General features: G+C 58.8%; 18 protein-coding genes and 1 pseudogene. 9 read left to right on the top strand and 10 right to left on the bottom strand.

Annotated elements, in window-relative coordinates:
- Nucleotides 1–73: 73 nt before the first annotated feature.
- Nucleotides 74–2,329 carry a TonB-dependent hemoglobin/transferrin/lactoferrin family receptor gene (locus BMX80_RS04480; RefSeq protein WP_074865641.1) on the bottom strand — a complete coding sequence of 752 codons (2,256 nt, stop codon included), beginning with the start codon at nt 2,327–2,329 and terminating at the stop codon, nt 74–76.
- Between the two features lie 196 nt (nt 2,330–2,525).
- Here BMX80_RS04480 and BMX80_RS04475 point away from each other — a divergent pair, with 196 nt between their 5' ends.
- From BMX80_RS04475 to BMX80_RS04440, 8 genes are read left to right on the top strand one after another with little or no spacing between them, the layout of a single operon-like run.
- Nucleotides 2,526–3,206 (top strand): energy transducer TonB, encoded by a 681-nt coding sequence (locus BMX80_RS04475; protein ID WP_074865638.1) that lies wholly within the window; start codon nt 2,526–2,528, stop codon nt 3,204–3,206.
- An 11-nt stretch (nt 3,207–3,217) separates the two neighbouring features.
- Entirely contained in the window at nt 3,218–4,282 is a 1,065-nt protein-coding gene (locus tag BMX80_RS04470; RefSeq protein WP_074865635.1) for a hemin-degrading factor, read from the top strand.
- 2 nt (nt 4,283–4,284) lie between these two features.
- Entirely contained in the window at nt 4,285–4,956 is a 672-nt protein-coding gene (locus BMX80_RS04465; protein ID WP_074865632.1) for a MotA/TolQ/ExbB proton channel family protein, read from the top strand.
- Nucleotides 4,953–5,381 (top strand): ExbD/TolR family protein, encoded by a 429-nt coding sequence (locus tag BMX80_RS04460; protein WP_074865629.1) that lies wholly within the window; start codon nt 4,953–4,955, stop codon nt 5,379–5,381. Before BMX80_RS04465 ends, BMX80_RS04460 begins: the two co-directional genes overlap by 4 nt.
- Nucleotides 5,371–6,246: a heme/hemin ABC transporter substrate-binding protein gene (locus BMX80_RS04455; RefSeq protein WP_074865626.1), complete on the top strand. Its 876-nt coding sequence runs from the start codon at nt 5,371–5,373 to the stop codon at nt 6,244–6,246. Before BMX80_RS04460 ends, BMX80_RS04455 begins: the two co-directional genes overlap by 11 nt.
- A 9-nt stretch (nt 6,247–6,255) precedes the next feature.
- Entirely contained in the window at nt 6,256–7,293 is a 1,038-nt protein-coding gene (locus BMX80_RS04450) for a FecCD family ABC transporter permease (RefSeq protein ID WP_074865623.1), read from the top strand.
- Complete coding sequence (locus BMX80_RS04445) at nt 7,286–8,053, top strand: heme ABC transporter ATP-binding protein (RefSeq protein ID WP_074865620.1); 768 nt, start codon at nt 7,286–7,288, stop codon at nt 8,051–8,053. Before BMX80_RS04450 ends, BMX80_RS04445 begins: the two co-directional genes overlap by 8 nt.
- A complete protein-coding gene (locus BMX80_RS04440) occupies nt 8,050–8,889 on the top strand; it encodes a ChaN family lipoprotein (protein ID WP_074865617.1) in 840 nt (279 codons plus the stop codon). The genes BMX80_RS04445 and BMX80_RS04440 overlap by 4 nt, the downstream gene beginning before the upstream one ends.
- Before the next feature lie 49 nt (nt 8,890–8,938).
- Here BMX80_RS04440 and fdxA read toward each other — a convergent pair whose 3' ends face one another.
- The 6 genes from fdxA to BMX80_RS04410 all read right to left on the bottom strand — a co-directional run bounded on the left by fdxA (nt 8,939) and on the right by BMX80_RS04410 (nt 12,329).
- On the bottom strand, nt 8,939–9,262 hold the full coding sequence (fdxA, locus tag BMX80_RS04435) for a ferredoxin FdxA (RefSeq protein ID WP_071871802.1): 324 nt from the start codon (nt 9,260–9,262) through the stop codon (nt 8,939–8,941).
- A gap of 193 nt (nt 9,263–9,455) precedes the next feature.
- Nucleotides 9,456–9,725, bottom strand: a complete 270-nt coding sequence (locus tag BMX80_RS04430) for a SemiSWEET transporter (RefSeq protein WP_074865614.1) — start codon at nt 9,723–9,725, stop codon at nt 9,456–9,458.
- 9 nt (nt 9,726–9,734) lie between these two features.
- Nucleotides 9,735–10,184, bottom strand: a complete 450-nt coding sequence (locus tag BMX80_RS04425) for a YcgN family cysteine cluster protein (RefSeq protein WP_071872039.1) — start codon at nt 10,182–10,184, stop codon at nt 9,735–9,737.
- A gap of 134 nt (nt 10,185–10,318) precedes the next feature.
- A complete protein-coding gene (locus tag BMX80_RS04420; protein WP_074865611.1) occupies nt 10,319–10,741 on the bottom strand; it encodes an Hsp20 family protein in 423 nt (140 codons plus the stop codon).
- A gap of 132 nt (nt 10,742–10,873) precedes the next feature.
- Nucleotides 10,874–11,842, bottom strand: a complete 969-nt coding sequence (locus BMX80_RS04415) for a tRNA dihydrouridine synthase (protein ID WP_074865609.1) — start codon at nt 11,840–11,842, stop codon at nt 10,874–10,876.
- 52 nt (nt 11,843–11,894) lie between these two features.
- Complete coding sequence (locus BMX80_RS04410) at nt 11,895–12,329, bottom strand: acyl-CoA thioesterase (protein WP_074865606.1); 435 nt, start codon at nt 12,327–12,329, stop codon at nt 11,895–11,897.
- 114 nt (nt 12,330–12,443) lie between these two features.
- Here BMX80_RS04410 and BMX80_RS04405 point away from each other — a divergent pair, with 114 nt between their 5' ends.
- Complete coding sequence (locus tag BMX80_RS04405) at nt 12,444–14,339, top strand: sensor domain-containing diguanylate cyclase (protein ID WP_175474875.1); 1,896 nt, start codon at nt 12,444–12,446, stop codon at nt 14,337–14,339.
- A gap of 311 nt (nt 14,340–14,650) precedes the next feature.
- Here the strand turns inward: BMX80_RS04405 and BMX80_RS04400 are convergent, their stop codons facing one another.
- The 3 genes and pseudogenes from BMX80_RS04400 to BMX80_RS04390 form a co-directional block, all read right to left on the bottom strand.
- The gene (locus BMX80_RS04400) at nt 14,651–16,384 is read right to left on the bottom strand and encodes a GEVED domain-containing protein (protein WP_074865599.1); all 1,734 of its coding nucleotides are present in this window, start codon (nt 16,382–16,384) and stop codon (nt 14,651–14,653) included.
- Nucleotides 16,385–16,668: 284 nt separating this feature from the next.
- Nucleotides 16,669–17,532 carry a DUF1444 family protein gene (locus BMX80_RS04395; protein WP_083394239.1) on the bottom strand — a complete coding sequence of 288 codons (864 nt, stop codon included), beginning with the start codon at nt 17,530–17,532 and terminating at the stop codon, nt 16,669–16,671.
- Between the two features lie 280 nt (nt 17,533–17,812).
- Nucleotides 17,813–18,028 (bottom strand): annotated as a pseudogene (locus BMX80_RS04390) (restriction endonuclease); the annotation flags it as partial.
- Nucleotides 18,029–18,118 lie beyond the last annotated feature (90 nt).

Raw genomic sequence — 18,118 nt, 5'->3', positions numbered from 1 at the left:
CGCTTGGTAGGCGAGGGTACGAGCAGCGCATAACGCAGTGATTGAGCCGTGCAGACATTAAGTCAGTGCTTCCTTAAAGCTCCCAGCTCACATTAACCGCGCCATAGCGGCCCGGCTGACTGTAGCGGCTAAGGCCTGCATTGCTGGCAGTGATGCCGCGCACGTCGCCCCAGTTCCAGTATTGCTTGTCGGTGAGGTTGTACAGGCCGGCATTCACCGTCACCCCGCCGCCAATTGCCCACCTTGTGGTCAAGTCCACAATGCCGTAACCGGAAGGCTCGTACTGGTTAGTGATTTGCGTTTCATCCACGCGCTCTTTGGCGGCGACTAGCGTCCAAGTCAGTTCGCCACCAAAGCGTTCGTCGTGGTTGTATCCCAAGCCAAACACGCCTTTGAGCGGGTCGACGCTGTTGATCGGCTGGCCAGTGCTTTCGTCTTTACCTCGGGCATAGGCCACGGCGCCTTTGAGGTAGCTGCCTTGCGGCATGCCAAAGGCACCCAATTGCAGATCGCCACGGGCCTCGGCGCCACGAATGGTCACGCGGTCGAGGTTTTGGTTCTGGAAGGTGGTGCGGCCATTGCCGGTCGGGTCGCTAGCAAGGGTGACTTGCTCGATAAAGTCTTCATAGCGGTTATAGAACAGCGCCACCCCGAAGCTGCCGTGGGCGTACTCGCCACGCAGGCCGGTTTCCAAGCTCTGGCTGGTTTCGGGCTTGAGATTCGGGTTGGCAATGGTTTGATAGCCATGCGCGGCGTTAATAAACTCGCCATAGATATCGATCGCATCAGGGGCGCGGAAGCCTGCGGCATATTGGCCATACACGCTGTGTGCGTCGTCGATATGATAGGTGGCGGCAAACTTCGGCGACCAGTGGTCGTCGCTAAAGTTGCTGGGGTTCTGATCGGCACGCGTGGCGTTTAAGTACTCCGGAGTGACATCCGGCTTGAGCTTGAAATGGTCGTAGCGCAGGCCCGGTAGCAGCGTCCAGCGGCCCAGTTCGATACGGTCTTGGATAAACAGGCCGTACTTGTCGATGGTCGGGTCAGGGAAGTCGCTCAGCGGGAAGGTTTCGCTGCTGGGAATGATCGCGCCGGTTGAGATAACGCGCTCGCCGCCGCGACGCAGGTTGCTGCTTTCCGAGCGCTTTAAGTCCGCGCCGTAGGTCACGAAGTGGTTACTGATTTGCTTGTCGACTTGGCTGGTCAAACCCCACTGAGTGTCTTCATAGCGTGAGTCGCGGAAGCGCTCGCGCTTGGCTGAGGTTGGTGTGGTGGAAGGAGCGCCAAAACTCATCCAGCTGTAGCGATTGTCGTAGGTTTCTTGACGAATCTGACTGTCTTGATAGCTGAGCTGCCATTGGATGCGGTCACTGATGGCGCTGGAAAGGTCAAATTCGTGTTTGAGGCTGACATGCTGTCTGTCGGTGGAGTCTTCCGCGTCGCTCGTTTCGGTCAGTGTGTTGGAGTAGGTAGTGCCAAAGATACGGGTAGAGCTACTGGTGCCGTAGCTGCTGCGGATTTTGCTGTCTGCTTTGTCATTGAGCTTTTCATAGGTCAGCTGCAGGCGCTGATTGGGCGCGTAGTCCCAGCCCAGTTTGGCCAGCAGGTTTTCTGTGCTGAAGTCGATTGGGTTGGCTTCTTCGCGGCTGCTGCCAATGCCGCCTTGACCGCCGTAGGTGTTCAGCGCATGGCCGTGGCGGTGGGTCAGTTGCAGCACGCCATCAAACTGGCCGGCGCGACCGGCGAAGGTGGCGCCTTTCATCCAGCTGTCGTCGGCGCCGTCGTAGCCGGTTTTAAGGCGCATGTAGAAGTCTTTGTCGGCGCCTAAGTAGTCCTTGGCGTCTTTGCTGATAAAGCTCACCACGCCGCCAATCGCGTCGCTGCCGTACAGCGAACTGGCAGGGCCGCGGATGATTTCTACCTGCTTGACGCTATCCAAGTCGATGTAATCGCGGCGGGCATTGAGGAACGGGCCAAACTCAAACGCACTCGGCACACTCACGCCGTCGATCTGCGTGAGCACGCGGTTGCCACCCACGCCGCGAATGGTAAAGCCGTCGCTGCCAAAGCGGCTGCCATTGCCGCCGACGCTGACGCCCGGCTCGTAGCGGATCAAGTCGGCGGGGCGGTTGATGTTCTGCCGGTCGATTTGCTCTTGGTCGATCACCGATACGGTGCTCGGTACTTCGCTCAAGGTTTGCGCGCTGCGTGTGGCTGTTACGGTCACGGGGCTGAAGGTGGTGGTGTTTTCGGCCATGAGTGTGGCAGGGGCGAGCAAAAGCAGCGCCATCGCCGGTTTCAGGGCAAAGGGAGGGGTACTGCGGGGCATAGTTGCTTCTCCGAATCGTTTGGCTGTTAAACAGCCGGCTCAGCAACCACCGAATACAAATTGTCGGTAGGGTGGTTGTCTGGCCTTGTCGTTATCGATTCAGGACATCACGGCGCGGCGAAGATTAAATGAACTTGACTAGTATTCGCAAATGATTCTCAATATGCGGCATTCCTGCTGTTGAGATGTCTGCGTGATGCCGCGTTTTCTGTTGCCTGGGCTGTTGTCTGTCGTGTTGCACGCGGCAGTGTTTATGGTTTGGCCCAACACGGAGCAGCCGACGGTCGAGCAGCCCGTCGCCGCGATGAGTTTGGCGGCTTTACCACGCTTGGTTGCCGCCGCGCAGCCGCCTACGCCTGAGGTAACGCCGCCAGAGCCGGCGCCGCCTGTGCCAATAGCGCCGGCCAAACCTAAACCTGTGGTGGTGGCAAAACCGGCGCCAGCAAAGCCCAAGCCGGTGCATAAGCCAGTGGTGGCGGCCAAGCCCGCTGTCGAACCCGTGCAGCCGCAGTTGGAGCCGCCACCGCAGCCGATAGCACAGCAACCGGTTAAACCCGTGCAGGTGGCTAAACCGGCGCCGGTGCAGGCAGAGGTGCTGGTGAGCAAACCGCGCTTCGCCGCGCCGCCACAAGCGCCGGAATACCCCATGCAAGCACGTCGCCGCAAGCAAGAAGGCGTGGTGTTGGTAGAAGTTCGCTTGGATGCCCGTGGCAGCCAGCGTGCTCGGGCGGTGCTGAAAAGCTCCGGCTTTCCCGCCTTGGATGAAGCGGCGTTGGATGCCGTGGCGCGCTGGCAGTTTTTACCCGAACAAAACAACGGCTTGGGTGTGCCAAGCCGTGTGCAAATTCCCGTCCGTTTTGCGCTGGCTCGGCGCTGAGAGGTATAGCGATGAATATGGCCAATTCCCATCTGCCGTCGAAGGCGTTGTTCGATCAGTGGCAAGCCCTGCGTGGCGAGCAGCCGCGCTTGCGCGCCCGTGAAGCGGCCGCCCAGCTGGCCGTTAGCGAGGCCGAGCTGTTGGCCTGCCGTTTAGGCCAAGGCGTGCTGCGCTTAAACCCCGATTGGGCACAGTTGCTACCGGCGCTCGAAAAACTGGGCCGCGTGATGGTGCTGACCCGCAACGAGCACTGCGTGCATGAGCGCAAAGGCCACTACCGCGAAACCAGCGTTGCCGCCAATGGCCGCATGGGCTTAGTGGTGTCGGCGGATATCGACTTGCGCTTGTTCTTGGGCGAGTGGGCCAGCGTGTTTGCCGTAGAAGATGAAAGCCCGCGCGGCACGCTGCGCAGCCTGCAAATCTTCGATCAGCAAGGCGTGGCTATTCACAAGGTTTACCTGCAAGACGACAGCGACTTGAGCGCGTGGCAGGCGCTGCTGGAGCAGTTCCAGCAAGCCGAGCAAAGTGCCGATTTGGCCTTGCAGCCGTTGGCTGAAAAAGCGCCCGGCAAAGCCGACAGCGAGATCGACAGCCACAGCCTGCGTGAAGGCTGGGCCGCGCTGAAAGACACCCACCACTTCTTTGCTCTGATTAACAAACATGGCGCGCAGCGCGAGCAGGCCCTGCGCTTGGCCGGTAGCCAGTGGGCCGAAGCCTTGCCGGTACAGCAGCTGGTGAGCGCCATGGAGCAAGCGGCCAGCAGCGAACTGCCGATCATGGTGTTTGTCGGCAATCGTCACTGCATTCAAATCCATTCCGGCCCGGTGGCGAACCTGCGCTGGGTGGGGGATTGGTTCAACGTGCTCGACCCCGAATTCAACCTGCACCTGCACATGCCCGCCGTGGCCAGCCTGTGGCGAGTGCGTAAGCCGAGCACTGATGGGGTGATCACCAGCCTCGAAGCCTTCGATGCCGACGGCGAGCTGATCGTGCAGCTGTTTGGCGCGCGTAAACCCGGCGTGCCGGAACTGACTGGCTGGACCGCGCTGGTCGAAGCCCTGCCTGTGGAGGCCTAATTATGCTGCCGCAATGGTTTGTCGCGATGGGCCCGGTGGCTTGGCCGCTGTTGGCCTGCTCAGTGCTGGTATTGGTGTTGGCTGTTGAGCGTTTGGTGCTGTTTAGCCAGCTCAGCCTGTGCAGCCGCGCGCAAGAAAAACAACTGCTGACCTTGTGCCAAAGCGCGCGCTTTGCCCAAGCGCAATTGCCCACCCGTTCGTGGGCTAAAGGCGTGGCGCTGCTGCTGGCGCACCGCCAACTAGCGCAGCCTCAGCGCGAAGAAGTGCTCGGCTGCTGGTTGATGGAAGAACGCCAACGCCAGACCCGGCACCTGCGCCTGCTGCAGTTGCTCGGCGTGCTGGCGCCCATGCTTGGCTTGCTCGGCACTGTGCTGGGCATGCTGGACATGTTTGCTGACATCGCCACCACCGACAAACCCGTGACCCCGGCGCTGTTGGCCGATGGCCTGTGGCAGGCGCTGTACACCACCGCGTGGGGCATGCTGATTGCCGTGCCGGCGCTGGGTGTCGGGCAGGGCTTTAGCTTGTGGAGCAACCTGTATCTGGATCGCCTGCAAGCGCTGCTCAATCGCTGTCAGCTGGCCTTGGCCGGGCTTAGCCTCGACCTCAGCAGCAAGCCGGTGGCGGTAGAAGCACCCGCGCCGGTAGTGCCTGGCAAGGTAGCCACGGCATGATCCGCTTGCCCGAGGCCGACAGTTCAGGCAGCAGCTTGCTGCCTGACTTAACCCCGCTGTTGGATGTGATTTTTATCGTGCTGGTGTTCTTTTTGCTCACCGCACAAATGCCGCTGAAAACCCTGCCGCTGGATTTGCCCAAGGTGCCGGAAGACCACCCGCCGGCGGCCAACGCCCCCGATGAGCGCCTGCAAATTGCCCTCAATGCCGACGGCCAGTGGTATCTGGATGACGCCCCACAAAGCGACTTCGCCGCGTTGCGTGTGGCGCTGGATAGTCGCTTGACCAGCACGCCGCCGGGTATCGACCTACAGCTCGATCGCCAAGCGCCGTTGGATGCCTTCTTGCGCTTGGTCAGCTTGCTGCAAGACCGCGGTGCGCACGACACACGTATCTTGATGGAGGACGGCAACCATGCGCCGTAACACCCTCTTAGCCATGGCTTTAGGCCTGCTGATAAACCCCGCCCAAGCGGCCGAACGGCTGATCAGTGTCGGCGGCGCGGTCAGTGAGTGGTTGGTGGCCTTAGGTGGCGAGCAGCACTTAGTGGCGGTGGATAGCACCAGCCGGCATCCCCTGTCGCTCACCGCGCTACCGAATGTGGGCTATCAACGTAACCTCACCGCTGAGGGCATCTTGGCCCTGCAGCCGGACGCCCTGATCGGCACCGAGGAAATGGGCCCGCCGCCGGTGTTGGCGCAGCTCAAAGGTGCCGGGGTGAACTTGTATACCTTGTCATCTGCGCCCAGTTTGCCAACCTTAGAGGCTAACCTTGCCCAGCTAGGTGCGCTGCTCGGCCGTGAAGCCGAGGCGCAAGCGCAGTATCAGGCGTTTCAGGCGCAACTGGCCCAGCTTGAGCAGCAGCTCAGCCAGCAAAGCAGCCAGCCCGGCGTGCTGTTGCTGCTGAGCCACGCAGGCGGCAACCCGATGGTCGCCGGCACCGATACCGCCGGGGATTGGTTGATTAAACTGGCCGGCGGGCACAACCTCGCCAGCCACGAAGGCTATAAGCCGATGACCAGCGAAGCCTTGCTGGCACTGGCGCCGCAAGTGCTGGTGGTGACGGATCGTGCGTTAACCGGTGCCAAAGCGCGTGCCGCCTTGCTGGAGCAACAGCCGGCGTTAGCCGCAACGCCTGCCGGGCTTGCACAGCGTTTGCCGGTGATCGACCCAACCTTATTGGTCGGCGGCGTTAGCCCGCGCGTGCCCAAGGCGGTGGCAGAGTTGGCGCAGGCCTTTTATCCTGCCCTGCAATTGCCTTCATCCACCCTGGCTGGGTCTGCACCCTAAGCAGGAGCCATGAAACCTCTGTTTTCCATTCGCCTGGTGTTTATCGCCTTGGCGCTGGGCCTGTTGCTGGCGATCAGTTTGTCGCTGAGCTTAGGCCCGGTCGCCATGTCGCTGGATACCCCGTGGCGCGTCTTGCTCAGCCGCTTGGGGCTGCCGCTGTTGGTCGAGCCGCAAGCGCAACTGATCATCGAACAAATTCGCCTGCCCAGAACCCTGTTGGGCCTCGCCGCCGGTGGTGTGCTGGCGCTGTGTGGCGTGGCGATGCAGGGCTTATTCCGAAACCCTTTGGCCGACCCTGGCTTGATTGGCGTGTCTAGCGGCGCGGCGCTCGGCGCGGCGTTGATGATTGTGCTCGGCGCCGGCTTAGGCGGGTTGGCGCCTGAGTGGTCGCCCTATCTGCTGTCGGCCAGCGCGTTTGCTGGCGGCTTGCTGGTGACCAGCGTGGTGTATCGCTTGGGCCGTAAACAGGGGCGTGTGGATGTCGCCACTATGCTGCTTGCCGGCGTGGCTTTGGCCGCATTAGCGGGCGCGCTGATTGGCCTGCTGCAGTACTTGGCCGATGACGCCACGCTGCGCACCTTAACCTTCTGGAACTTAGGCAGCTTAAACGGTGCCAGCTATAGCCGCTTATGGCCGCTGTTGGCGATTGCCTTGCTGGTGCTAGTCAGCTTGCCGCGCAGTGCCAGCGCGTTGAATGCCTTGCTGCTGGGCGAATCTGAAGCGCGTCACTTGGGCGTGGATGTCGAGCGTTTAAAGCGGCGGCTGATTCTGCTCACCGCCTTGGGTGTCGGCGCCGCCGTGGCGGCCTGCGGCATGATCGGCTTTGTCGGCTTAGTGGTGCCGCATTTGATGCGCCTGCTGCTGGGGCCGGATCATCGCACGTTGATTCCTGCCTCTATGTTGGCCGGAGCCAGCTTGTTGCTGTTGGCCGATGTGCTGGCGCGCTTGTTGGTGGCACCGGCGGAAATGCCCATCGGCGTGCTTACCGCACTGATCGGTGCGCCGTTTTTCCTCTACCTGCTGGTGAGGGGGCGCTCGCATGCTTAAGTGTGACAACCTGCACGTGCAGCGTGGCGGTAAAACCATCCTCGCTGGCATAAACCTCACCCTGCAAGACGGCGAAGTGCTCGCCGTGCTCGGCCCCAATGGCGCGGGTAAAAGCACCCTGCTGGCGGCGTTAAGTGGCGAGCTTCTGCCCAGCCTTGGGCAAGTGCTGTTTGCTGATAAACCACTGGCAGCGTGGTTAGGCAGCGAGCGTGCGCAGCGCTTGGCAGTGTTGCCGCAGCAGTCAAGTTTGAACTTCGCGTTTGTGGTGGATGAAGTGGTCGGCCTTGGCCGCCTGCCGCATGCCAGCGGTCGGCAGCGCGATAGTGAGATTATCGGCCTAGCCCTAGAAGCCGCCGATGCAGCGCATCTGCGCGGGCGTAACTATGTGGAACTATCCGGCGGCGAACGCCAGCGCGTGCATTTAGCGAGGGTGCTCGCGCAGTTGTGGCCGGGGCAGGGCGGGCAAGTCTTGCTGCTCGATGAACCGACCTCGATGCTCGATCCGCTGCACCAGCTTGCCACGCTCAAGGCTGTGCGTGCTTTTGCTGGGCAAGGCGCTGGGGTGCTGGTGATTCTGCACGACCTTAACTTGGCCGCGCGCTTTGCCGATCGCATCGCGCTGCTGCATCAAGGCGGCTTGCATGCCATCGGCACGCCAGATGAGGTGCTCACCGAGGGCAACCTGCAAACCGTGTTTAACTTGCCGGTGATCATGAGCCGCCACCCCGAATTAGGCTGCCCTTGGGTGATTCCACGATGAAATACCTGTCTGCGCTGATTTTCTCATTGTGCTTGGCGGTGTCAGCGCAGGCTGCACCGGCGGGGCGCATTATTGACTTGCACACAGGGCAAAGCCTGACCCCTGCGCAGCTGTTAGAGCAAACCGCGCGCGCCGAGCGCTTAGTGGTGGGTGAAAAACACGATAACCCTGCGCACCATGCCATCGAGCTGTGGCTGGTTGAACAGTTGGCCACTCGTCGCAGCACAGGCGCGCACTTGCTGGAGATGCTGGTACCCAGCCAGCAGGCGGCTGTCGCGGCTCTGCAAGCCAACCCCACACGCCTGTGGCTGCCAGAAGATATTGCTTGGAGTAAGGGCTGGGATTGGACGCTCTACGGCCCGTTACTGCGCCACTTAATGGCGGCGCCGGTGCCGTTACTGGCAGCCAATTTAGACCGCGACGAGATCATGGCGATCTATCAAAACCCACCGCAACTTGACGGTCAGCACAGCAATACCGCGGCACTGCGCGAGCAACTGAGTGTGGAGATTCGCGATTCGCACTGCGGCCTGCTGCCCGAGGCGCAAATCCCCGCCATGCTCGCCGTGCAGCAACAGCGCGACCGACGCATGGCCGAAGCCTTGCTGGCCGCGCCTACACCGGCGCTACTGATTGCCGGGGCTTTCCATGCCCGCAAAGACCGTGGCGTGCCGCTGCATGTGCAAGACCTAGCACCCGCTAAGCTGCCGCGCGTGCTTTTGTTAGCTGAAGAAGGCGCCGAGGTAAGCGCCGCGCAAGCGGATTGGGTGTGGTTTACCGAAGCGATGCCAGAGCAAGATTACTGCGCCGAACTGCGTGCCAAGCACGGCCAATAAAAAAGCCCGCGCGGTAAACCGGGCGGGCTTTTTAGCCAACAGCGCGAACTTAGTGCTCTAAGTACTGCAGCTTGTTCGGCTTGCCGTCCCACTCTTCGGAGTCGGGCAGCGGGTCTTTCTTCTCAGTGATGTTCGGCCACACTTCCGCCAGATCAGCGTTCAGTTGGATGAACTCCTGCTGATCATCGGGCACTTCGTCTTCACTGAAAATGGCTTGGGCCGGACATTCCGGTTCACACAGGGCGCAGTCAATGCACTCATCCGGGTGAATCACGAGGAAGTTCGGGCCTTCGTAGAAGCAGTCCACGGGGCAGACTTCCACGCAATCGGTGTACTTGCACTTAATGCAGTTGTCGACAACGACAAAGGTCATGTTCTGATTCTCCTCAGGCAGGCTCGCTTGGCAGCGGGGCGCGATTCTAACAGCAAAATAGCCAGAACTGCCCAGTCACGGCTTATTCAAATCATCAATATGGCTTAACGGCACACTATATTTGCGGATGATTCTCAATAATCTTTTTGGGCGCGCGTTTTGCGCTAATTATTGAGCGTAGGGCCCTTAATCATCACTGCAATTGATCGCGACGGAGGTTACTCAGCTTGATCACTAAGATGCACAGCGCCAACAAGAAGGTGACGGCATTAGCGGCAATCAGTGCCCAGTCACCACGCACCCAGCCGTAAATCAGCCAGCAAGCCACGCCCGTGGTGAACAGGCTGTACATACCCAGCGACAGGCCTTGGGTGTCGCGCGTGCGCAGGGTGAGTACGGTTTGCGGTAAAAACGCGGCGGTGGTCAGCACCGCGGCCACGTAGCCAATCCACTCCAATGCCATACGTTGCCCTTAGCCTGCGCGGAAGATTAAGTAGTCTTCCCAATCATCTTCTTTGACTTGGCTTTCGCACAGCATACGCCCGGCGTAAGACACCCGCGCGGCATGCACGGCGTCCGGGTCGCCGCACACCAGCGGGTGCCACGGCAGCAGGTCTTTGCCTTCGGCGATTAAGCGATAGGCGCAGGTCGGCGGCAGCCATTTGAACTCGTCGGCTTGTGCAGCGGTGAGCTGAATGCAGTCGGGCACTTGCGCACGGCGATTGGGGTAGTCCGTGCAGCGGCAGGTGTCGCGGTCTAGCAGCTTGCAGGCGATGCGCGTGTAGTACACGCCGCCGTCGTCTTCATCCTCAAGTTTTTGCAGGCAGCACAAGCCGCAGCCATCGCACAGCGATTCCCACTCTTCTTGATCAAGCTGAGCGAGGGTTTTGCGCTTCCAGAAGGGTTCGACTTTAGCGGCCATCACAGCACCTGCGGGTTAAAACGCGGCAGTCTAACCAGTGCTTACGCACGCGCCAATGCCAGCAACGCGTTGCCCGACCAACTGGGCAATAAAAAAGCCCCGAACGAATCGGGGCTTTTGCTTAGGCGGCGCGCTTAGGCGCTGATGGGGATCTGCCGCAGCTTGGCTTCTTCCGGCACGATGCGCTTAAGTTCGATGCGCAGCAGGCCGTGTTCTAACTTGGCGCCTTGCACTTCGATATGGTCGGCCAAGCGGAATTGCAGACGGAAGCCGCGCTGGGCAATGCCTTGGTGCAGGTAAGTCACCCCTTCTTCGCTGCGCTCGGCCTTGCGGCCTTGCACGCTGAGCACACCGCGCTCGACGTTAAGTTCCAGCTCGTCTTGATGGAAACCAGCCACGGCAATCACGATGCGGTAAGCATCATCGCCGACTTTTTCCATGTTGTAGGGCGGGTAGCTGGTGCCTTCGTTACGCTGGGCGGCTTCGAACAGGTCGTTTAAGCGATCAAAGCCCACCGAGTGACGGAACAACGGGGCCAGAGAGAATGCGCTAGTCATGGGGTGTTACCTCCTGAAATTCAGCAAAGTGATGTGGGAAAGCTTTCCCTCGCCGACCCGCTTAGCAGCATCGGCTTACTGAATAGGTGGGGGCGTCTGTGGCGATTTCAACCCATGAAATAACCGCGCGGTTTAACCCCGGTGTGGTGTGCTGCGGGCAAACTCGGCCAGCACGGCGTCCACCGCTGCCGGGGTAGTGAGGCGCTTGATCTGGCCAAACAGTACTTCGGCTTCGGGGTAGAAGCGCGTCAGCATGGCTAGCCATTGTTTAAGGCGACCCGGCGAGTGACGTGGCGCGATGCGGCTGCGCGCTTCAAGCCAGAAGTCTTGCAGCAGCGGCCACAACTCGGCCCAGTGCATGTCATCAGCCACTTCGCCGCGAATCTCTGCGGCGATCTGCCGAGCCAGCCCCGGGCGCGACACTAAGCCACGGCCCAGCATCACATCGCGCGCGCCGCACTCGGCTATGCAGCGGCGGTAATCCTCGACGCTCCAGATCTCGCCGTTAGCCATCACCGGCACCGGCACGGCCTCGGCAATGCGGGCAATCCAGCCCCAATGCGCTGGCGGTTTGTAGCCCTGCACTTTGGTGCGCGCATGCACGATGATTTCGCTGGCGCCGCCGTCGGCCATGGCGCGTGCGCAGTCCAGCGCGAGGCTGGCATCCTCATAACCCAAGCGCATTTTCGCCGTCAGCGGCACGTGTTTGGGCATAGCGGCGCGCACTTGGCTGACGATGCGGTGCAGGGTTTCAGGCTCTTTCAACAGCACCGCGCCGCCGCGATGGCGGTTAACGGTTTTTGCCGGGCAGCCGAAGTTTAAATCCACCACCGGCGCGCCCAGGCGACAGGCCAGCGCGGCGTTATCGCCCAAGCAATAAGGATCGGAGCCGAGCAGCTGCACGCGCACTGGCACGCCGGCGGCGGTGCGCGCGCCGTTAAGTAGTTCCGGCGCTAAGCGGAAGAACTCTTTGGCTGGCAACAGGCGATCGGTGACGCGGATAAACTCGGTCACGCACCAGTCCACACCGCCCACGCGGGTGAGTAAGTCGCGCAGGGGCGCATCGACAAGGCCTTCCATCGGGGCCAAAGCAATCTGCATAGCGGGCTCTAAACAATCGGGGCCGGCATTGTAGGGGGCGGCTTAGGCGCTGTCAGGCCTCAGTCGTCAGTTGCCCGTAAGCGGCGACAAACTCTGGCGGCATGCGTTTGGGTTTGCCGCTGGATAGCTCCACACAGGCAAAGGTGGTGCGCCCACGCAGCAAGGTGGCGCCATCGCTAACGCGACGAATTTGAAAACGCCGAAAGCTGCGCAGCTTGCGGTCGCAATCCACCAGCCAAGTCGCTACTTGCAGCGCCTCGTCGCAATAGGCCGAGGCCAGATAGTCCAGCTCATGGCGCACCACGGCCATGCCGCGATCCAGCTGCTGATAGGTTTGCACACTCAAACCCAGCGCTTGCGAATGCGCCCAGGCGGCTTGTTCCAGCCATTGCACGTAAACAGCGTTATTGGCGTGGCCAAGGCCGTCGATATGTTGCGGCAACACCTGCACATCAATCACAAAAGGTGAAGGTAAGTCCCAATTCATAGAAGCGCTCCTGCGGATAATCTGTTGGGCAGACGCTGATTAATGCCGCCAGAGTACATTGCTGGCCGTTACAGCGTGCTTTACTTCAAGCAAGCCTGACAGGCAGGCTTGCTATTGACTGAACGCTTCGCCCGCCTTGGAGGCGCATTGCCGTATCTCACCCGTCATTGGCTGCTGGTTCTTACGCTGCTGTGCTGCAGCGCGCTGGTGCGTGCGGAAGATTACCAACAGCTGAGCGTCATCCCGCAAGCGGGGCCTTATACGCTGGGCGAACAATGGCAGTATGTGGAAGACCCCACAGGCCGCTTAGCATTCAGCCAAATCCGCCAGCTGCCCGATGCCCAATGGCAATGGAATAACCGCCCCGATGTGAACTTTGGCTATCGCCAATCGGCCATCTGGCTACGTCTGACCTTACACAACCCATTGCCGGTGGCACGCAGCTGGTACTTGCGCATTGGCAATCCGCTGCTCGATGAAGTGGATGTCTTCTTAAATGGCCTGCACATCCAAAGCGGCGATCAGCGGCCTTTTAAGCAGCGCCCCAATTTTCACCGGCAAGTCTTGGTGCCCATTGAGCTGGCGGCCGAAGCCAGCCAAGACATTTATCTGCGCATCGCCTCGCAAGGTTCGCTGCATTTAGATGCCAGCCTATTAACGCCCAAACAGCTGATGAATGATGAGCAACGCGTGCTGCTTCTGCAGGGAGGCTTCTTCGGCGCCATGTTAGTGATGCTGCTCTACAACCTGTTGCTGACCGTGCTCGTGCGCCAGCGGGTGTATCTCAACTATTGCGCGTTTGTGCTGTGTTTTGCCTTGTACCAGTGGGCGCAACTGGGCTTTGGTTTTCAGTGGCTATGGCCCGACTCACTGTGGTGGCAGCAGCGCAGTTTTATTGTGTTTGCCGCGCTTTCGGCGCTGTTTGCCTGCTTGTTCACGTGGGATGCCCTGCAAATCCGGCAAATGTCGCGCGGTTTTCGCGTGGTTGGGCGCGGCTTAATCGCCCTGTGCCTGCTGGCTCTGCTGTTAGGGCTGCTGATGCCCTATCAACTGGCGCTGCTCAGCAGCTTCGCGGTGGTCGGGTTGTGCACGGTGTGCGCGGTGATCTTTGCCTTACGCCGTTGGCTGCAAGGACATGCCCCGGCCAAGCTGTTTGCCTTGGGCTGGGGCGTGCTGGTGATTGCCACCTTCCTGCATGTGTTAAGTGGCTCCGGCGTGCTGCCGATTGCCGGTGGCACCTTGGTCTTTCAGCAAATTGGCGCGCTGTTGGAAGTGGTGATCTTTGCGTATGCCTTGTCGTCGCGCATTCGCCAAGCCGAAGTGACTAAGCAACGTGCGCAAAAAGCGCTGATTCGCCAAGAAAAACAGCAACGCGAGCAGCAAGCCCACACCTTAGCCTTGCAGCGCAGCTTGAATGAGCAACTTGAACAGCGCATCCGCGAGCGCACCCAAGCGCTGGAGCAAACCCTGCAAGAGCTGTCCAGCGCCAACCAGCGCCTGGCCCGCCTAAGCCGTGAAGATGGCCTCACCGGCTTGTATAACCGTCAGGCGTTTAACGAATTTTTGCTGCAAGCGTGGCATCAAGCCGAACGCTACAAGAACCCGCTAGCAGTGCTGATCATGGATATGGACCACTTCAAGCAAATCAACGACCAGCACGGGCATCTAGCCGGCGACACCTGTCTGCGCCAAGTGGCCGAACTGATCAAAAACTCATTACGGCAAAGCGATATCTGCGCGCGCTATGGCGGTGAAGAGTTCATTGCCTTGCTGCCTAACACCGACGTAACCGCCGCCGAACTGCTCGCCGAACGCATCCGCCTCAACGTGCAAAGCCACCCTGGCGCTTGGGATGGGCAAACCATTGCCCTAAGCCTCAGCCTTGGCGTCAGTGCGATCACCCCGCACAGCCATAGCATGACCGCCACCGAACTCATCGACCGCGCCGACCGCGCGCTGTACCAAGCCAAAGCCGCCGGGCGTAATCGCGTGGTGCGGGCTTCGCTGTGAAAGCTTTTAGGCGATTTGCCTGTTAAACATTAGGTGTGGATCAAACCTAGAAGTAGAACAGCCCACAAAGCCAACGACCTTGTGGGCTGTTCATGTCGCAGCGTACGGCAAGAATAGCGGCTTGCTGCATCAAAATGAGTCAAACAGCTCACGCAACATCGCTAAGTAGAGCTGAGGCCGTCATTATGCTGCTACGCATTGCCTTAACGCCGTTTGGATAAGCCGGGCTGGGTATATGCGTCTCAGCGTCGTGAGCTGCTAGCGACTGGGCCGCGTTACAGGCGTAGCCCGGTCGCTAGTAGATTGCTCGTTTAGTAGGTCACGATGGGCGATACCCGCTGATAGCGGCCGTCAATATAAGCTTTTAGCCACGAGCGGTAAGTTTTGCCGGGGCTGTAATTGAAGTAGCGGTAGCTCAGCTCGTTGCTTGCCAGACGCTCCAGTACAGTGACGCCGTCCTGCTCGATAACCCAGGTCAACATGGTGTGATTACCTTGCGAACGAGTCAGGAGCTGATTGGCGTCCACACCGAGTTGGTAGAGCGGCAAGAAATTCTCGCTGCCGTCAGTGGGGGTGCTGCCTTGGCCATAGCGCACGACATTGGAGACCCGCTGGTAATACCCATCGACAAAGCGAACCAGCCAGACCCGGTAGGGCTTGTTTGGATCAAAGCGATAATGGGTATACGCCAGCTCATTGCCCGCATAGCGCTTGAGCACAACATTACCGCCTTCTTCGATAACCCAGGTCACAGACTCGCCGAGCGTGCCGCTACGGGTGATTTGCCGATTGGTATCGATAGTCAGCTGATGCTGATCGCTCAGACCTGGCGAGAAGTATTCGGCATCGGACACCAGTACCCACTCATTCCCGACCAATTGCTCTAGCCAGACCTTGTATTTGCGCCCTGTTTGGAAAGGGTAACGAAGCTGGGAAGCGTTGCCCGTTGCTTGTCGAAAGACTTCCACGCCATCTTCACGAATGACCCAGAGTAGCGAGTTGTTAGCCGGGCCGTTGTGTCGCAATAGGAAATCGGCTTCGACTTCCACGTCGATATAAGGCGATGGGAAACCTTCGCGAAATGCTAGGGGTACCGAGATGGGCTCACTCTTTTGATTGATCGTGGCTTCAGCCCATACCTGATAACGCACGCCATACACGAAGGGGTACCTTAAAGGTTGGCCGGTCTGAGCCGGTAGGCGGGTTTGTTCGGCATTTTCCGGGGCAATAATCCACTCGCCTTGAAAGTCAACGGATGGAGTAATGGTGTTGTTAATCACATCGCGGCTCAGTAGTACGCGATCTGTTGTGCCGGGTCGGTAGGTGATCAGGTTAGAGACTTGCTTGTACGCGCCGTTAATAAAAGCCTCTAACCAGATTTTGTAAACACTGCCTGTTTGATGGTTCGAGTAGCGGTCGCGCAGGTTTCCTGCCGCGTTACGGCTTAAAACTCGGGTGCCGTCTTTTTCTACGATCATGGCTAACCTATCACCCAGCTCACCGCTGCGCGTCACCCAGAAATCGGGCTCTAGGGTCAAGCTGTAAGGATAAGCCGCCTGACTGGGCGCGCCCGGCAACTGCACCAAGTAATCTTCGGTTTCGCCGTAGGTGTAACTGCCACAAGGCTGTGCAGCAGAGCCCCAGCGCATTTGCACGCGCATGCGCGTGGTGCCGCTGGCGCCAGCGGGCAGATTGATGATGGCGGACTGTGCGGTGTTGCCTTGCGCCGTCATTACCAACTCGTTGCTTTCGAAGGTGGCATTTTGGTTGAAATCAATCCAGACGCCCCAGTTTTCGGGGTACTGGGTGCTTATGAACCCAGGGCGGAGTTCAAGCCTGTCGCCTTTTCCGCTCAGTTGTAGTGGCGGCTTATTGGTTGCATCTAGGTAGCCGCCGTTATTGCCGGAGGCTTGGCTTATGCCATTGAGGCTGATCGCCGCGATCCATTCGTAGCTGCTATTACTGCCGCGACTGTCGCAATAGTTGGCGGCCATTGCAGGGCTGACTGCCAGGCATGCAGCGGCGGCTAAGAGTATTTGCTTCACAGAGGTTGCTCCTTGCTTAGACGATTAGCAGGGGCAGCAACTCCCATTGCGCATAGTGTGCGCGTCTTTCATTGATGCTTCCCTGCACAGCCATATTAAAGACAAGTTGCTTAGCTGTGTTGGAGTTTTTGGCCAGGGCTTACTGGTTATCTATGCTTATAGCTCAGTGCGGGGCATGTCTTGATCGGGCGGACAACGCCTGAAGAAAGGCCACTGCCTATTGAGGTTAGGCAGCAGCGCATTAAACACTTGGCCTGATTAAAGGTGGAGTTGTGGTGAGTGTGCTACAGGCTATCGAACACTTCCCAGCGGGTGCCTTCGCGGATAAAACCTTGGCGTGAAATCATATGCGGCCAATGTTGCTCTGGGTCGAGAACAATGCTTTTGGCTTTGGCGAGGCCTTCTGGGTCTTCTGAGCCGGTAATGAGCAGTAAATCGCGCGAAGGCAGGTAGACGACAATTTTACCTTTTACGGGAAATTGTTCTTTGTTCCATAGACTATCGAGCAGAATCAAAGAAGCCTCGTAATTTCCATCGGCAATCAGCATGGATAACGTGTGTGGATCACCTTGCAGGGTTAACTCAACCGCATCGCGGAGGTTGGATATGGCCAGTTCGCGAAGATCCTCGGCGGCAATTGCGAGATTTTTAATATCTTCCTGGCTGGCAAAGCGCATTGTTGTCTCACTGTCGAACACATAGAGGACATAGAGCTCCTCATTTAATGCTTCGCGGTAAGTGGGTGAGGGCTGCTTGCTTTTGGCATTGGCTAACATTGCATCAAGGGTTTTGATGTGTGCTTTGCTCTTGATGACCGGGAAAAGACGTTTGCTATCGAGCGGTTCTGTGCTCGGGTAGAAAGTGTTTTTTATTGAGCGCGTGTAATGCGCCATTACGGAATTAAACGCTGTTGGGTCGTTTTTATAAGTTAGGTAAGCATTGTCGAGAAAAGCTGTTCTCTCACTATCGACCTCGCCACGTTCACTGAGTTGCACTTCAAGAGCGGCGACCTTGTTGATTATCAGCTCTGGATGCTTCTGTTGCGCGATCCTGATGTATTGATCGGTAAATGCGTCCTCGCTGAGTAGCATGCTGGCGAAGGCTTCTTGGCATAACAGCGTTATAGCTAGGGCTAATAGGAGTCTCACGCGTTGTTCCTTTTTCGCTGAGTTTTGTGCTTTCGACACTTTTGCCAGTGCCTAAAAGCAAGAAGCCCCCGAAACTCTAAGAATTTCAGGGGCTTACGAGCATAAAAATGGCGGAGAGATAGGGATTTGAACCCTAGGAGAAATTTTCTCTTCGCTAAGCCTAATAAAATCAATGAGTTAGGTGTGCTGCGGTTGCTGGATTGTACGCTTTCTTTGTACGAATGGTAGGCCTTTCTCTAGGCATGAGTCTATGCGCCTTCCTTGGCGCTTCACTGAGGGCTTACTCGTAGTAGCTGACAGAGCCTTTCAGATGCTCGGCAAAGGTGTAAATATCATCGAGCGTTTCGATTGGGTGACGTGTTTCGTTTTTGTCTTTGTCGAACAGGCCTAAGTACTTCTGAGTGCGGTTGAAATGTAAGCGGCAGAGCGGTTTGCGGTTGTTGTCGTCAAGAAGCACGCCCATGTAGCTCTGGGTGTCTCGGTACACAATTCGCTTAGGGAAACGCTGATTTATTAAGCCTCACACCAGCACCAGTGCCGATTCGCAGCGCAAAATCAGAAAACCAGCTCGATTCCCCGCATGACT

Origin of the sequence: Atopomonas hussainii (assembly GCF_900109735.1) — a bacterium.
GTDB classification, from domain to species: Bacteria; Pseudomonadota; Gammaproteobacteria; order Pseudomonadales; family Pseudomonadaceae; genus Atopomonas; species Atopomonas hussainii.
Note: the sequence above shows the minus strand (reverse complement) of the source record. Positions and strands in the feature narration are given on the sequence as shown.

Excerpts from the sequence above, each read along its gene's own strand:
- BMX80_RS04445 (WP_074865620.1), top strand. The coding sequence starts at position 7,286 with ATGCTTAAGTGTGACAACCTGCACGTGCAGCGTGGCGGTAAAACCATC.
- BMX80_RS04460 (WP_074865629.1), top strand. The coding sequence starts at position 4,953 with ATGATCCGCTTGCCCGAGGCCGACAGTTCAGGCAGCAGCTTGCTGCCT.
- BMX80_RS04480 (WP_074865641.1), bottom strand. The coding sequence starts at position 2,329 with ATGCCCCGCAGTACCCCTCCCTTTGCCCTGAAACCGGCGATGGCGCTG.
- BMX80_RS04455 (WP_074865626.1), top strand. The coding sequence starts at position 5,371 with ATGCGCCGTAACACCCTCTTAGCCATGGCTTTAGGCCTGCTGATAAAC.
- BMX80_RS04425 (WP_071872039.1), bottom strand. The coding sequence starts at position 10,184 with ATGGCCGCTAAAGTCGAACCCTTCTGGAAGCGCAAAACCCTCGCTCAG.
- BMX80_RS04440 (WP_074865617.1), top strand. The coding sequence starts at position 8,050 with ATGAAATACCTGTCTGCGCTGATTTTCTCATTGTGCTTGGCGGTGTCA.
- BMX80_RS04465 (WP_074865632.1), top strand. The coding sequence starts at position 4,285 with ATGCTGCCGCAATGGTTTGTCGCGATGGGCCCGGTGGCTTGGCCGCTG.
- BMX80_RS04415 (WP_074865609.1), bottom strand. The coding sequence starts at position 11,842 with ATGCAGATTGCTTTGGCCCCGATGGAAGGCCTTGTCGATGCGCCCCTG.
- BMX80_RS04475 (WP_074865638.1), top strand. The coding sequence starts at position 2,526 with ATGCCGCGTTTTCTGTTGCCTGGGCTGTTGTCTGTCGTGTTGCACGCG.
- BMX80_RS04420 (WP_074865611.1), bottom strand. The coding sequence starts at position 10,741 with ATGACTAGCGCATTCTCTCTGGCCCCGTTGTTCCGTCACTCGGTGGGC.
- BMX80_RS04470 (WP_074865635.1), top strand. The coding sequence starts at position 3,218 with ATGAATATGGCCAATTCCCATCTGCCGTCGAAGGCGTTGTTCGATCAG.
- BMX80_RS04410 (WP_074865606.1), bottom strand. The coding sequence starts at position 12,329 with ATGAATTGGGACTTACCTTCACCTTTTGTGATTGATGTGCAGGTGTTG.
- BMX80_RS04430 (WP_074865614.1), bottom strand. The coding sequence starts at position 9,725 with ATGGCATTGGAGTGGATTGGCTACGTGGCCGCGGTGCTGACCACCGCC.
- BMX80_RS04450 (WP_074865623.1), top strand. The coding sequence starts at position 6,256 with ATGAAACCTCTGTTTTCCATTCGCCTGGTGTTTATCGCCTTGGCGCTG.
- fdxA (WP_071871802.1), bottom strand. The coding sequence starts at position 9,262 with ATGACCTTTGTCGTTGTCGACAACTGCATTAAGTGCAAGTACACCGAT.